This is a genomic window from Agrobacterium sp. 22-226-1 (assembly GCF_053522345.1).
Genome location: NZ_JBNWCP010000013.1, coordinates 39276 through 51546, shown reverse-complemented (window position 1 = coordinate 51546; position 12271 = coordinate 39276). Strand labels below are relative to the sequence as shown.

Genomic DNA, 12271 nt, shown 5'->3' with positions numbered 1-12271 from the left:
GTAAAAGTGTGTAGCGGTTTTGCGTTCGGAAATACGTAAAACAAAGAGCTAGGGTATTTCCGTGTTTCGGAGAAAAACGGAAATACCCTAGCGGAAAAAGCCAATGAAATGAACCCGCAGTGTCTCTGTGGTTGCTAAAATGACTAATCTGCCGAACGGGATTGGCGCGGCCGAAAACCGCCTCCGCCTTGCGCCATCCCGGTTCTGAAAGGAAAAACCGATGCCGTCGCCCGCCGCCCATTCTCCCGCCGCGCCGCATGAGTTCTGGCAGGAGATCCATCCGCGCCGCAGCTTCGAAACGGCCGGCCCGCATTCCGCCTTCTTTCCGGCGGCGCTGGATGACGGAAGGCAGATATGCCTGCCGATAAGACCGCTGGCGGATGGCGAACATGCGCTCGCCTCACTCATCGTCAATCAGGCCTCTTTTGAAGTGCTCGAGGCGCTGGCGGCCGATCTCGCCGCACAGCTTCTTCCCTTCAAGCCCGATGTCGTCATTGGTCTGCCAACGCTGGGGCTGACGCTCGCCGCCGCCGTTGCCCGGCATCTCGGCCATTCCCGTTACGTGCCGCTCGGCACTTCGCGCAAATTCTGGTATCTGGAGGAACTGTCGGTGCCGATGTCCTCCATCACCACAAGGCAGGAAAAACGGCTTTATATCGATCCGCGCGTGCTGCCGCTCATCGAGAACCGGCGGGTGGCGCTGGTGGATGATGTAATCTCCAGCGGCAGCTCCATCATAGCAGGTCTTTCGCTTCTCGCCGCCTCCGGCATTCGGCCCGCCGTCATCGGCGCGGCCATGCTGCAATCGGATCGCTGGCGGGAAAAAATCGCCGCTTTCGGGCCGGAATGGCCGGAGCGGGTGAGGGGTGTTTTTTCAACGCCGCTACTCACCAAAGCGGAAGGCGGCTGGCGCGCCTGACGAAGCGCAAATTCCGGCAAAAGGCAAGTGGTGATAATTTCACCGCTGCCTAATTTGTGTCTTGCGAAGCTCGAAGAGATCGTCCTAAGATCGCCCCCGACAGACAATAGCGGTCGGCGAACAATGCGCCGGTTTGCTTTCGCGCGGTGTCATCCCGGCGTCTGCCCGCCCCCGTTTTGTTCTTTCCGATGACTGGAATTTCTTCCCATGCACGCAGTGTTCGACGGTCATAATGATGTGCTGCTTAGGTTGTGGCGCAACAGCAAGGCCGGCGCCGATCCGGTGGCCGAATTCAGGAACGGCACACGCGAAGGCCACATAGATGGCCCGCGTGCGAGGGCAGGCGGCCTCGGCGGCGGCATCTGCGCGATCTATATTCCCTCCGGCGATCTCATCCTTCAGGAACCGGATGAAAGCGGCCATTACAACACGCCGCTCGCCTCCCCACTGGAGCGCCAGCCTTCGCTCGATATCGCCATGGAAAAGGCGGCTATTGCGCTGAGGCTCGACCGCGCCGGCGCGTGGCGGCTTTGCCGCTCCACGGCCGATATCCGCAAGGCCTTTGCCGAGGATATCTTCGCCGCCGTGCTGCATATGGAAGGCTGCGAGGCGATCGACGCCGATCTCGATGCGCTGGAGGTGTTTTACGCCGCCGGCCTGCGCTCGCTCGGCCCGGTCTGGAGCCGGCACAATATCTTCGGCCATGGCGTTCCTTTCTCTTATCCCATGTCTCCCGATACGGCGCCCGGCCTCACCGACGCCGGTTTTGCGCTGGTGAAGGAATGCAACAGGCTCGGCATTCTCATCGATCTCGCGCATATCACCGAAAAAGGCTTCTGGGATGTGGCGAAGACCACCAACCAGCCGCTGATCGCCAGCCATTCCAATGCGCATGCGCTTACCCCCGTGGCCCGCAATCTCACCGACAGGCAGATGGATGCCATCAGGGAAAGCGGCGGGCTGGTGGGGCTTAATTATGCCGTGACCATGCTGCGCGCGGATGCGCGCGACATTGCCGATACGCCGCTTTCCGACATGGTGCGCCATATCGATTACATGGTGGAGCGCATGGGCGTCGACTGCGTGGCGCTGGGATCGGACTTCGACGGCGCGACGATACCCGTCGGCGTTGCCGATGCGAGCGGCAATCACAATCTGGTTGCGGCGCTGAAATCGGCGGGCTACGGTGATGGAGAACTTGCTAAAATATGCCGGGAAAACTGGCTGCGTGTTTTGTCTCAGGCCTGGCACGAGGCGGCCTGAGAAGAGCTGAAGCGAACCAAATCAAGCTTATAACAAAAGGGGAGATCCTATGATCAAATCGCTCAACAAATCCATGCGTATTCTGAGCACCAGCGCCGCTTTGTCGCTGATGATGCTGGCCGCGCCCCATGCTTTTGCCGCAACGCCGGCCGATACGCTGGTCGAAGGTTTCGCCATCGACGATATCATCACGCTCGATCCGGGCGAGGCTTTCGAACTTTCCGCCGCCGAAGTCACCGGCAATACCTACAGCAAGCTGGTTTCCATCGATCTCAACGACACGTCCAAGGTTATCGGCGATCTGGCCGAAAGTTGGACGACGTCCGACGATGGTCTGACCTATACGTTCAAGCTGAAATCCGGCCTGAAATTCGCGTCCGGCAATCCGGTCACCGCAGACGACGTTGCCTTCTCCTTCGAGCGCGCCGTGAAGCTCGACAAGTCGCCGGCATTCCTGCTGACGCAGTTCGGCCTCAGCGGCGACAACGTCACCGAAAAGGCGAAGGCTGCGGATGCGAACACCTTCGTTCTGACGGTCGACAAGCCCTACGCGCCGAGCTTCGTGCTGAACGTGCTGACCGCAACCGTCGCTTCGGTGGTCGACAAGAAATTCGTGACGGAAAAGGCCAAGTCGGTCACGCCGAGCGCCGATTACAAATACGACACCGATTTCGGCAACGAGTTCCTGAAGACGGGTTATGCCGGTTCCGGCCCCTACAAGATTCTTGGCTGGAAGGCCAACGAGGCGGTGATCCTCGAAGCCAACCCGAATTATTACGGTGAGAAGCCGAAGCTGAAGCGTGTGGTCTATCGCCACATGAAGGAAAGCTCGGGCCAGCGCCTGGCGCTTGAAAACGGCGATATCGATGTGGCCCGCAACCTCGAGCCGGGCGACATGGAAGCCGTTTCCAAGAAGGAAGGCCTTGCCGTCACCTCCGCTCCGAAGGGCACCGTCTATTATTTCAGCCTCAACCAGAAGAACGAGAACCTGAAGAAGCCCGAGGTCATCGAAGCCTTCAAATATCTGGTCGACTATGACGCAATCGGCGCGACGATCATCAAGGGCATCGGCGAAGTTCACCAGACCTTCCTGCCGAAGGGCCAGCTTGGCGCGCTTGACGAGAACCCCTACAAGCTCGACGTCACCAAGGCGAAGGAGCTTCTGGCCAAGGCCGGCCTGAAGGACGGCTTTACCGTGTCCATGGATGTGCGCAACACCCAGCCGGTGACCGGCATTGCCGAAAGCGTGCAGCAGACGCTGGCGCAGGCCGGCATCAAGCTGGAAATCATCCCCGGCGACGGCAAGCAGACGCTGACCAAATATCGCGCCCGCACGCATGATATCTATATCGGTCAGTGGGGTTCGGACTATTTCGACCCGAACTCGAATGCCGAAACCTTCACCATCAACTACGACAATTCCGACGAGGGCAAGAACAAGACGCTCGCCTGGCGCAATGCCTGGGACGTTCCTGATCTGACCAAGGAAACCCAGTCGGCGCTTCTGGAGAAGGACAGCGCCAAGCGCGCCGCCATCTATGAAAACCTGCAGAAGGAAGTTTTGGCGAAGGGTCCCTTCGTCATCATCTTCCAGCAGACGGAAGTGGCGGGATATTCCGCCAAGCTGAAGGGCCTGAAGCTCGGACCGAGCTTCGACACCAACTTCGTCTACACCATTTCCAAGGAATGATCCGGAAGGATCGGTCTCTTGAGCATGGTTGAAAGCAACAGCAGGGCGAGGCACGGCAAACGCCGTGTCAATGCCCGCGTGAAAGCCGTTCTCGGCTTTGCCGTCACCGTCATCACCACCTTTCTGGGGCTGATGGCGGTCACATTCTTCATTGGCCGCGTCGTGCCGATCGATCCCGCGCTGGCGATCGTCGGCGACCGTGCGCCTGCGCATGTGGTCGAGCGGGTGCGTGAGCAGCTCGGCCTCAACCTGCCGCTCTGGCAGCAGTTCTTCCTTTATCTGAAGCAGGCGCTATCGGGCGATTTCGGCACCTCCGTCCTCACCACCAATCCGGTGATGGAGGATATCAAGCGGGTGTTTCCGGCGACGATAGAACTTGCCACGCTCGGCACCATCATCGGCGCCGTCTTCGGCATTCCGCTCGGCGTGCTTGCCGCCGTCAAGCGTGGTAGCTTTGCCGACCAGGTGGTGCGCGTCATCGGCCTCATCGGTTATTCCGTGCCGATCTTCTGGCTCGGCCTTCTGGCGCTGCTGGTGTTTTACGCCCGGCTGCAATGGGTGGCTTATCCCGGCCGCATGGATATCGTTTATGAATTCACCTTCACGCCGGTCACGGGCTTCTTCCTGATCGACGCGATCTGGCAGCGGCAATGGGACGTGTTGTGGGATCTCTTCCGCCACATCATCCTGCCCGCCTGTCTGCTCGGCTATTTTTCGCTGGCCTATATCAGCCGCATGACGCGCTCCTTCATGCTGAACGAGCTAAGCCAGGAATATATCGTCGCTGCCCGCGCCAAGGGGCTTTCGGAAACCCGCATCATCTGGTTCCACGCGCTGCGCAATGCCGCCGTGCCGCTGGTGACCGTGATTGCGCTCTCCTATGCCGGCCTGCTCGAAGGTTCGGTGCTGACCGAAACCATCTTCGCCTGGCCGGGGCTCGGCCTCTACATCACCAATTCGCTGCAGAATGCGGATATGAATGCCGTTCTCGGCGGCACGATCGTGATCGGCGCCATCTTCGTCGGCATCAATCTCTTCTCCGATCTGCTTTACCGGACGCTCGATCCAAGGACGCGCAGCCGATGACCCTTTCGACCGATACGATCAAACCCTATAGCCGCGAATGGCTTCTCTCCGACCGGCCGGCCTCGCGCAGGCAGGCGCGACTTGGCCGCGCCTATGTCATCTGGCGGCGCTTTTCGGAAAACCGTCTGGCGCTGCTTGGGCTGGCCATCATCATCGCGCTGCTGTTCGTTGCGCTGTTTGCCGATGTTCTGGCCCCGCATAATCCCGTGCAGGGCGATCTGCGCAATGCACGGCTTTTGCCGCCCGGCACGGAGGGCTATCTGCTCGGCACCGACGATCAGGGGCGCGATATTCTTTCGCGCCTCATCCACGGTTCGCGGCTGACGCTGTTCGTGGTTCTGCTGGTCGCCATCATCGCGGCCCCTGTCGGCCTCATCGTCGGCACGGTTTCCGGTTATGCCGGCGGCTGGGTGGATGCGGTCTTGATGCGCATCACCGATATCTTCCTTGCCTTTCCGAAGCTCGTTCTGGCCCTGGCGCTGGTCGCGGCGCTTGGGCCGGGCATTGAAAACGCGGTGCTCGCCATCGCGCTTACCTCATGGCCGCCCTATGCGCGCATCGCGCGCGCCGAAACCATGACCTTCCGCAATTCCGATTTCATCGCCGCGGTCAAGCTCATGGGCGCGTCGCCCTTCCGTATCGTGCTGAAACACGTCATGCCGCTCTGCCTGTCGTCGCTCATCGTGCGCGTGACGCTGGATATGGCGGGCATCATCCTCACCGCCGCAGGCCTCGGCTTCCTCGGCCTCGGCGCACAGCCGCCGCTGCCGGAATGGGGCGCGATGATCGCTTCGGGTCGCCGCTTCATCCTCGACCAATGGTGGGTCGCGGCCATGCCGGGCGTGGCGATCCTCATCGTCAGCCTCGGTTTCAATCTCCTGGGCGACGGTCTGCGCGATGCGCTCGACCCCAAGGAGGCGGGCCAATGAGTGCGCCGCTTCTGACAGTTCAGAACCTGCGCGTGTCCTTCCCCACCCGCACCGGGCTGGTGGAGGCGGTGCGCGGCGTGTCCTTCACGCTCGGCCGCGAGCGTCTTGGCATCGTCGGCGAATCCGGTTCGGGCAAATCGCAGACCGGCCGCGCCATCATGGGGCTGACCCCGAAAAACGCGCGCATCGAGGCCGATGCGCTGCGCTTCGGCGATATCGATCTGCTCAAGGCGTCTGCAAAAGAGCGGCGGATCATGCGCGGCAAGCGCATGGCCATGATCCTGCAGGACCCGAAATATTCGCTGAACCCGGTCATGACCATCGGCCGCCAGATCATGGAAACCCTGCGCACCCATGAAAAGATCGGCGGCAGCGAGGCGCGCCAGCGCACGCTCGCCATGCTCGAAGCCGTGCAGATACGCGACCCGGAACGCGTCTTCGATCTTTACCCGCACGAGGTTTCCGGCGGCATGGGCCAGCGTGTCATGATCGCCATGATGCTGGTCTGCGGCCCGGAATTGTTGATCGCCGACGAACCGACTTCGGCGCTCGATGTCACGGTTCAGCTCGAAGTGCTCGACATTCTCGACAAGCTGGTGCGCGACCGTGGCATGGGGCTGATCTTCGTCAGCCACGATCTGCGGCTGGTATCGTCTTTCTGTGACCGCGTTCTCGTCATGTATGCGGGCAAGGTGGTGGAGGAGCTTGCTTCCGCTAACCTCAAGGAAGCGAAACATCCCTATACGCAGGGCCTGTTGAACTGTCTGCCGCAAATTGGCGGCCATCGGCATCCGCTGCCCGTTCTGGAACGCAAGCCGGAGTGGCGCGCATGAGCACAGTTCTTTCCATCAGAGACATGGTGGTGGATTTCGACGGTTACATCGCGCTCGACAGCGTCAGTGTGGATGTGGCCGAGGGTGAATCCTTCGGTATCGTCGGTGAATCCGGTTCCGGTAAATCGACCCTGCTGCGCGCCATCGCCGGCCTCAACCATTTCGATGAAGGTTCGTTGATGGTGGCCGGGCGCTCCTATTCGGGCAAGCACCGCGACAAGAGCTTTTACCGCGATGTGCAGATGGTGTTTCAGGACCCGTACGGTTCACTGCACCCGCGCCAGACGGTGGATGCGCTGCTGCTCGAGCCGCTGGTCATCCATGGTCTCGACAATCGCGAACAGCGCATTGCCCGCGCTTTGGACGAAGTCGGCCTCGGTTCCGGTTTCCGCTTCCGTTATTCGCACCAGCTGTCCGGCGGCCAGCGCCAGCGCATCGCCATTGCGCGTGCGCTGATCGTCGAGCCGAAAATCCTGCTGCTGGATGAGCCGACCTCGGCGCTCGACGCCTCCATTCAGGCGGAAATCCTCAACCTGCTGGAACAGGCCCGCAAGGACCGCAATCTCACCTTCGTCATGGTCAGCCACGATCTCGGCGTCATCAGCCATATGTGCGATCGCCTTGCGGTGATGAAAAGCGGCAAGGTGGTGGAAATGCTGGAGGCCGAGGCGCTGGAAAGCCGGGAATTCAGCGCGGATTATACAAGGCAGCTGCTTGTGGCGAGCGAGGGTTTCAAACGCGCTTGAGGTGCCGCTATAGTCGGGTCAAATGACATCTTCCGTCATTCCGGCGTTGAGCCGGAATCCAGCGACCGCGCGTCAGCGCGGTCAGAGACTCTATTGCGATCAGGGACTTGATCGCGCTGGATTCAGGGTCAAGCCCGGCATGACGGACGGTGTCGGCCAAAACAAGGTATCCAGACCATGCAACTGCGCGCCCTGATGTATTTCGACGAACTGGTCCGCACCAATTCCATGCGCGCCGCGGCGGAAAACCTGAATGTGGCACCCACAGCGGTGAGCCGGCAGATCGAAAATCTCGAATATTATTTCGGCTCGCCGCTGGTGGAGCGTTCCAGCCGCGGCGTGAAGCTGACGGCTGCGGGAGAGCTGCTCGCCGCCCGCGCCGGCAAGACGTTGCGGGAACTCGACCATGTGCATCAGCTCATCGACGATCTGAAGGGGCTACAGCGCGGCCGGGTCACGGTCTATGCCAATGGTGCGACGGTGGCCAATCTTCTGGCGCCGGTGCTGGCGCAATTCAGCCTGAAATATCCAAAGCTGCGTTTCGAGGTGCATATTACCAGCGCCCGGCAGGCGATGGAAGCGCTGGGTGCGGCGGAAGCCGATCTTGTCGTCAGCCTGTTCGCGCCGAAGCTTTCCGGCGTAAAAGTGCGCTCGCGCACCCGCATCAGCTACGATGCCATCTTCCCGGCCGGCCATGCGCTCGCGGCACAGCCGGAAGTCTCGCTGAAAGAGCTGGCCGGGCTGCCGCTTGCCCTGCCGGATAAAAGTTTCGCTGCGCGTCAGGCCTTCGATACGCTGTTTGCCGATGCGGGCATCGAGCTTGATCCCGTCTTCATCACCAGCTCGTTGGAAATGCTGAAGGAACTGGTGCTGGGCCACGCCGCCGCCACGCTTCTGCCGGCGCTTTCGGTGGCGCGGGAAGTCCGCAGCGGGCAGATGGTCGCCGTTCCGCTGGCCGGGAAAAAAGGCATCCATACCCAGATCGATCTCTGCGTTGCGCCCGACCGGCAATTGTCCTTCGCCGCCTCCAAGCTCGCCGATTTCATTGAGCGCTTCATGCGCGAGGCGACGGCGGGATAAGCGAGATGGCCGGAAATCTGCCCGGAAGGTTGATTTCCATCCGCATTTCCATGTAGCCATTTCAGCTACACGGAGCACACAAAAATCGAGATTGTGTGTGCGCCTGCAACATGACACTCTTTTTGCAACGGGCGGTCTTCCGAGGGCAAAAATGCCCCGGCCGCCAGACAGGGGACAATGATGCCACGCACTTATCTTTCGCAGGCGGCAACGCTTTCGCGCCGTACCGCGCTGACCCTTGCCTTGGGCACGGCGCTCTGGCTGCCGCTTTCGGCAACGGTTGCCGAAGCCGCGCCGAAAACCGCGTTGACGCTTGGCATGGCCGTCGAGCCGGCCGGTCTCGATCCGACCATCGCCGCCCCCGTCGCCATCGGCCAGGTCACCTGGCAGAATGTCTTCGAAGGTCTGGTGAAGATCGACCGCGACGGCAAGGTGAAGCCGCAGCTTGCCGAAAGCTGGGAAATTTCCCCTGATGGCAAGACCTATACGTTCAAGCTGCGCAAGGGCGTCACCTTCCATGATGGCGAGTCTTTCGATTCCTCTGTCGCGAAATTTTCGCTGGATCGGGCGCGCGGCGAAAGCTCGGTCAATCCGCAGAAACGCTTCTTCGCGGCGATAGAAAGTATCGAGACGCCGGATGCCGCAACGCTGGTGCTGAAGTTGAAGCAGCCGGCCGGCAGCCTTCTCTACTGGCTCGGCTGGCCAGCCTCCGTGATGGTTGCGCCGAAAGGCGCGGAGAATAACCGCACCACTCCTGTCGGCACCGGCCCGTTCAAATTCGTGAACTGGGCCAAGGGCGACAAGGTCGAATTGCAGAAGAACGACGCCTATTGGGACAAGGCCGTTTCGGTAAAGCTCGACAAGGCGACCTTCCGTTTCGTCTCCGATCCGCAGGCGCAGGCCGCCGCACTGAAATCCGGCGATATCGATGCCTTCCCGGAATTCGGCGCACCGGAACTGATGACCTCCTTCGATGGCGACGCGCGCCTCGGCACCTTCGTCGGCAATACCGAGCTGAAGGTCGTGGCCGGCATGAACAATGCCCGCAAGCCTTTCGATGACAAGCGCGTGCGTCAGGCGCTGATGATGGCTGTGGATCGCGGCACTGTCATTGAAGGCGCCTGGTCCGGCTTCGGCACGGCCATCGGCAGCCATTACACGCCGAATGACCGCGGCTATATCGATACGACCGGGGTACATCCTTACGATATCGACAAGGCCAGGGCGCTGCTTGCCGAAGCCGGTTATCCGGATGGTTTCAGCTTCACTATCAAGGCCCCGCAAATGGCCTATGCCCAGCGCACCTCGCAAATCCTGCAGGCGATGTTTGCCGAAATCGGCGTGACCATGACCATCGAGACCACCGAGTTTCCTGCCAAATGGGTGGCGGATGTCCTGAAGGGCGCAGATTACGACATGACCATCGTTGCCCATGCCGAGCCGATGGATATCGATATCTATGCGCGCGACCCCTATTATTTCAATTACAAGAACCCGACTTTCAACGAGGTCGTGGCGAATGTGGAAAAGACGGCGGATGCCGGCGAGCAGGAAAAGCTCTATGGCGAAGCCCAGAAAATCCTCGCGGAAGACGTTCCCGCCCTTTATCTTTTCGTCATGCCGAAACTCGGCGTCTGGGACAAGAAGGTAAAGGGGCTGTGGGAAAACGAGCCGATTCCCTCGAATGTCCTGACGGATGTGCATTGGGAAGAGTGACGTTTGTCGATATCCGTTTCTTCCGTCATGCCGGTCCCCGGGTCGAGCCCGAGGATGATCCGGCATCCAACCAGCCCAAGTCCTTGGGCTGAAAGGGTTCTCTCCGCCGCGCAGATGCGCGTCGGCTGGATTCCGGCTCAGGGCCGGAATGACGGGAGAGAGGTAACTGGACCTTCGACCGCAGGCGAAACAAAGCAAGGAGAAGATGCCAGATGTTAGCCGTCCTCATCCGGCGTCTTTTAAGCCTCGTCATCACCCTGTTTGCCGTTTCCCTCATCATCTATGTCGTCATGGGCCTGCTGCCGGGCGATCCGGCGGCCATCATGCTCGGAACCTCGGCGAGCCCCGATACGCTCGCCGCGCTGCAGAAGCAGATGGGCCTCGATCAGCCGCTGCCGCTGCGTTATCTCCACTGGCTGGCCGGCGTGTTCCGGGGCGATCTCGGGCAATCCTATACCTATGGCGTGCCGGTGGCGGGGCTGATCCTGGAGCGGCTGGCCGTTACCCTGCCGCTTGCGCTGCTCGCCGTCTGCCTGTCTGTCACCATCGCCATTCCGCTCGGCGTTGCGGCGGCGAGGAGCCGTAACGGGGTGCTGGATTTTGCGGCCGGGCTGTTTTCGCATGTGGGCATTGCCGTGCCCGGCTTCTGGGTCGGGCTGCTGCTCATCATCGTCTTTTCCACCACGCTCGGCTGGATGCCGGCCGGCGGTTTTCCCGGCTGGACGCCGAGCTTTTCAGCGGGCCTTACGGCGCTCATCCTTCCGGCAATCGCGCTGGCGCTGTCGCAGGCCGGGGTTCTCACGCGTGTGTGCCGCTCCGCCGTGCTTGAAGTGATGAACGAGGATTTCGTGCGCACCGCGCGCGCCAAGGGGCTGAGCGAGCGGGTGGCGTTGTGGCGTCATGCGGTGCCGAATGCGATGATCCCTGTCGTCACCATGATCGGCCTGCAATTCACCTTCCTCATTGCCGGCGCGGTGCTGGTGGAAAATGTCTTCAACCTGCCGGGTCTCGGGCGGCTTGCCTATCAGGCGCTGACCCAGCGCGATATCGTCGTCATGCAGTCCGTCGTGCTGTTTTTCTCGGCGCTGGTGATCGTCATGAATTTCGTGGTCGATATCGCCTATCTCTTCATCGATCCGAGACTGCGGGCAGGTGCGCGATGATGCGATTGATCCGCCGCCGCCCCGCCTTTGCCGTCGGCATCGCCGTCACGGTCTTTCTGGTCGCGGTCGCCCTGCTGTCGCTGGTCTGGACGCCGGTGTCCCCCACAAAGATGCAGATCGTCCAGAAGCTGAAATCGCCCTTCGTTTATGGCGGCCTCGGCACGGACCATTTCGGCCGCGACGTCTTGTCGATGCTGATGGCCGGTGCGTGGAATTCGCTGTCCACCTCCATCGCCGCCGTCGCCATCGGCGCATCTGTCGGCACGACCATCGGCGTTGCGGTTGCGGCGCTGCGCGGTTTCACCGAAACCGTGGTCATGCGCATCTGCGACATCATCTTCGCCGTGCCGCCCATCCTGTCGGCCATGATGCTCGGCGCTTTCATCGGCACGGGGCGTTTTACCGCCATCATCGCCATCGCCACCTTCATGGTGCCGGTCTTTGCCCGGCTGACGCTGGGGGCGGCGTTGCAGATATGGTCGCGGGAATATGTCACCGCCGCCACCAGCATCGGCCAGAACCGCGCCAAGATCACGCTTTTCCACATCGTGCCGAATATTTCCAACCAGATCATCGTGCAGGTGACGATCCAGCTCGGTCTTGCGATATTGACGGAAGCAGGCCTTTCTTTCCTCGGTCTCGGCATGCCGCCGCCCGCCGCCACCTGGGGGCGGATGCTGGCCGATGCCCAGACCTATCTTGGCGTGGCACCCTGGCTCGCCATCATGCCCGGCCTTGCGATTGCGCTCGCGGTCTTCGGCCTCAATCTTCTCGGCGACGGCCTGCGCGACCTGCTGGACCCGCGCGATACCAGCTGACCGTTTCAAGTCGATATCGCCCTTATTT

The 12271-nt window shown here is 61.2% G+C and carries 11 protein-coding genes; all 11 read left to right on the top strand.

From position 1 onward, the window contains the following. Positions 1 to 220 precede the first annotated feature (220 nt). The 11 genes from ACQZ5K_RS20165 to ACQZ5K_RS20115 all read left to right on the top strand — a co-directional run bounded on the left by ACQZ5K_RS20165 (position 221) and on the right by ACQZ5K_RS20115 (position 12243). Positions 221 to 919 carry a phosphoribosyltransferase gene (locus ACQZ5K_RS20165; protein WP_448741204.1) on the top strand — a complete coding sequence of 233 codons (699 nt, stop codon included), beginning with the start codon at positions 221 to 223 and terminating at the stop codon, positions 917 to 919. Between the two features lie 207 nt (positions 920 to 1126). After that, the gene (locus tag ACQZ5K_RS20160; protein WP_448741203.1) at positions 1127 to 2182 is read left to right on the top strand and encodes a dipeptidase; all 1056 of its coding nucleotides are present in this window, start codon (positions 1127 to 1129) and stop codon (positions 2180 to 2182) included. A gap of 49 nt (positions 2183 to 2231) precedes the next feature. Beyond that, positions 2232 to 3872 (top strand): ABC transporter substrate-binding protein, encoded by a 1641-nt coding sequence (locus tag ACQZ5K_RS20155; protein WP_448741202.1) that lies wholly within the window; start codon positions 2232 to 2234, stop codon positions 3870 to 3872. Positions 3873 to 3890: 18 nt separating this feature from the next. After that, positions 3891 to 4958: an ABC transporter permease gene (locus ACQZ5K_RS20150; RefSeq protein WP_137005550.1), complete on the top strand. Its 1068-nt coding sequence runs from the start codon at positions 3891 to 3893 to the stop codon at positions 4956 to 4958. Next, complete coding sequence (locus tag ACQZ5K_RS20145; protein ID WP_065655287.1) at positions 4955 to 5887, top strand: ABC transporter permease; 933 nt, start codon at positions 4955 to 4957, stop codon at positions 5885 to 5887. Before ACQZ5K_RS20150 ends, ACQZ5K_RS20145 begins: the two co-directional genes overlap by 4 nt. After that, positions 5884 to 6720: an ABC transporter ATP-binding protein gene (locus tag ACQZ5K_RS20140; protein WP_137005551.1), complete on the top strand. Its 837-nt coding sequence runs from the start codon at positions 5884 to 5886 to the stop codon at positions 6718 to 6720. Before ACQZ5K_RS20145 ends, ACQZ5K_RS20140 begins: the two co-directional genes overlap by 4 nt. Continuing rightward, positions 6717 to 7466, top strand: coding sequence for an ABC transporter ATP-binding protein (locus tag ACQZ5K_RS20135; protein WP_137005552.1), 750 nt, complete (start codon positions 6717 to 6719; stop codon positions 7464 to 7466). Before ACQZ5K_RS20140 ends, ACQZ5K_RS20135 begins: the two co-directional genes overlap by 4 nt. A 177-nt stretch (positions 7467 to 7643) precedes the next feature. Next, positions 7644 to 8546 carry a LysR substrate-binding domain-containing protein gene (locus tag ACQZ5K_RS20130; RefSeq protein ID WP_137005553.1) on the top strand — a complete coding sequence of 301 codons (903 nt, stop codon included), beginning with the start codon at positions 7644 to 7646 and terminating at the stop codon, positions 8544 to 8546. A 180-nt stretch (positions 8547 to 8726) separates the two neighbouring features. Then, positions 8727 to 10262 carry an ABC transporter substrate-binding protein gene (locus ACQZ5K_RS20125; protein ID WP_448741201.1) on the top strand — a complete coding sequence of 512 codons (1536 nt, stop codon included), beginning with the start codon at positions 8727 to 8729 and terminating at the stop codon, positions 10260 to 10262. A 212-nt stretch (positions 10263 to 10474) separates the two neighbouring features. After that, complete coding sequence (locus ACQZ5K_RS20120) at positions 10475 to 11425, top strand: ABC transporter permease (protein ID WP_137005555.1); 951 nt, start codon at positions 10475 to 10477, stop codon at positions 11423 to 11425. Beyond that, positions 11422 to 12243, top strand: a complete 822-nt coding sequence (locus ACQZ5K_RS20115; RefSeq protein WP_175422206.1) for an ABC transporter permease — start codon at positions 11422 to 11424, stop codon at positions 12241 to 12243. Before ACQZ5K_RS20120 ends, ACQZ5K_RS20115 begins: the two co-directional genes overlap by 4 nt. The last annotated feature ends 28 nt before the right edge of the window (positions 12244 to 12271 follow it).